We start from the raw sequence: 390 nt of genomic DNA, 5'->3' as shown, positions 1-390 counted from the left end.
ATCCTGACCAGAGCGAACAGGTTCCGGGCATGATCGAGCGTTACTCTGCTGCCATCACTGGCGCAGAAGGCAAGATCCACCGTCTGGAAGACTGGGGCCGCCGTCAGCTGGCTTACCCGATCAACAAACTGCACAAAGCGCACTACGTTCTGATGAACGTTGAAGCGCCGCAGGAAGTGATCGATGAGCTGGAAACTACCTTCCGCTTCAACGATGCCGTTATCCGCAGCATGGTTATGCGTACTAAGCACGCTGTTACCGAAGCTTCTCCGATGGTTAAAGCGAAAGGCGAGCGCCGTGAGCGTCGCGATGATTTCGCTAACGAAACCGCAGATGATGCTGAAGCTGGGGATTCTGAAGAGTAATTTCTGATGACCAACCGTCTGGCGT

1 protein-coding gene is annotated in these 390 nt (G+C 54.4%); it reads left to right on the top strand.

What is annotated here, in order from left to right; all coding sequences use genetic code 11:
- Positions 1–365: 30S ribosomal protein S6 (gene rpsF / locus EAD96_RS00070; protein ID WP_121682853.1), on the top strand; the 365-nt coding region annotated here is incomplete at its 5' end.
- Positions 366–390 lie beyond the last annotated feature (25 nt).

The organism is Micromonospora sp. BL1 (genome assembly GCF_003667485.1).
Lineage (GTDB): Bacteria > Actinomycetota > Actinomycetes > Mycobacteriales > Micromonosporaceae > Micromonospora > Micromonospora tulbaghiae.
This window is presented reverse-complemented; position numbering and strand designations above follow the sequence as displayed.